We start from the raw sequence: 1,603 nt of genomic DNA on the forward strand, positions 1-1,603 counted from the left end.
CCGAGCGGGACTGGCGGGCCGAGCGGGCCGAGCGGGCCGAGCGGCCGGGTGGCGGGCCGGGTGCGGGGTCACACACCGACCGGCGCGGAGGGAATGTCCTAGGGTCGACAGGGCGTTGGGACGCACAGAGATCGGTGCAGAGGCCGAGGCGCCTCCCACGCCCCGCCCGCACCCCGAAGGGACCATCGTGACCCAGCCCAAGATGAACGTCGAGTCGTTCAACCTCGACCACCGCACCGTCGCCGCGCCCTACGTGCGCGTCGCGGACCAGAAGACGCTGCCGCACGGCGACGTCATCACGAAGTTCGACGTCCGGTTCACGCAGCCGAACGAGGCACACCTCGACATGGCCTCGGTCCACTCGCTCGAGCACCTGTTCGCCGAGCACTCCCGCAACCGCTCGGGCGACGTCATCGACTTCTCGCCGATGGGTTGCCAGACCGGGTTCTACCTGATCCTGCAGGGCGACCCCGCGATGGACGACGTCCTGTCGCTCATCGAGGGCACCCTCACCGACATCACCACCGCCACCGAGGTCCCCGCGGCCAACGAGGTCCAGTGCGGTTGGGGCGCCAACCACACGCTCGAGGGTGCTCAAGGCGTCGCCCGCGACTTCCTCGCTGCCCGCGACGAGTGGTCGACCGTCACCCGATGACCGGGACGCACGCCGCGCCTCCTGCCGACGGGGTCGCGGCGCTCGCCGTACCGCCGATCATCGTGATCGTGGCGATGGCCGACGAGGCCGAGCCGTTCGTGTCCCGGGCGTCGCGCGTCGACGAGCCGATCGCCGTCGGCGGGTCGCTGCAGCGCGTCGTCGAGATCGACGGGGTCGAGCTGCTGCTCGTGCAGAGCGGCATCGGGTTCGTCAACGCGGCCGGTGCGGCCACCTCGGCCATCGTGCGGACGGGCTCGCTCGAGGGCGTCGTGCCGACCGTGATCAGCGCCGGCACCGCCGCGGGCATGGGGGTGGGCATCGACATCGGCGACGTCGTGGCGGGCTCCGAGTACGTCAACCTCGACGCCGACGCGCGCGTCTTCGGCTACCGGCTCGGCCAGGTGCCCGGCATGCCGGCCAGCTTCCACGCCGACGAGGCCCTGATGGAGGCGGCGGTCGCCTACGACACGTCGGTCTCGTCCGGTGCACCGTCCGGGGACGACCCGGCGGACGCGGGTGACGCCTCGGGCGACGGTGTCGCGTCGAACGCGTCGAGCGCATCGAGCGCCGCGGGAGGCCGCTGGGCCGTACGGCCCGGGTTGATCGCCTCGAGTGACGCGTTCATGACCGCCGAGCGTGTGATCGGCGTGCGGAGTGCCTTCGCCGACGTCGTCGACGTGGACGCCGTCGACATGGAGTCGATGGCGATCGCCCAGACCTGTCACGTCCACCACGTGCCGTTCGTCTCGGTGCGCGGCATCAGCGACCTCGCCGGTCCGGACGCCCACGACGTGCACGACGAGAACCTCGCCCTGACGGCGGGGCGCTCGGCGGACGTCACGATGCACCTCGTCCGGGCGATCACCGCGCGCTGAGCGGCTGGCTGCGCAGCGCGCCGAGCCGCGCAGCGCGCCGAGCCGCGCAGCGCGCCGAGCCGCGCAGCGCGCC

Annotated in this window: 2 protein-coding genes; both read left to right on the forward strand. The window is 72.7% G+C overall.

The features are described 5' to 3' along the window. The first annotated feature begins 202 nt into the window (after positions 1-202). A complete protein-coding gene (locus ASE87_RS10420; protein ID WP_043597358.1) occupies positions 203-655 on the forward strand; it encodes an S-ribosylhomocysteine lyase in 453 nt (150 codons plus the stop codon). Further along, a complete protein-coding gene (locus ASE87_RS10425; RefSeq protein ID WP_157489819.1) occupies positions 652-1,530 on the forward strand; it encodes a 5'-methylthioadenosine/S-adenosylhomocysteine nucleosidase in 879 nt (292 codons plus the stop codon). Before ASE87_RS10420 ends, ASE87_RS10425 begins: the two co-directional genes overlap by 4 nt. The last annotated feature ends 73 nt before the right edge of the window (positions 1,531-1,603 follow it).

Source organism: Frigoribacterium sp. Leaf44 (assembly GCF_001421865.1).
Taxonomy (GTDB): Bacteria; Actinomycetota; Actinomycetes; order Actinomycetales; family Microbacteriaceae; genus Frigoribacterium.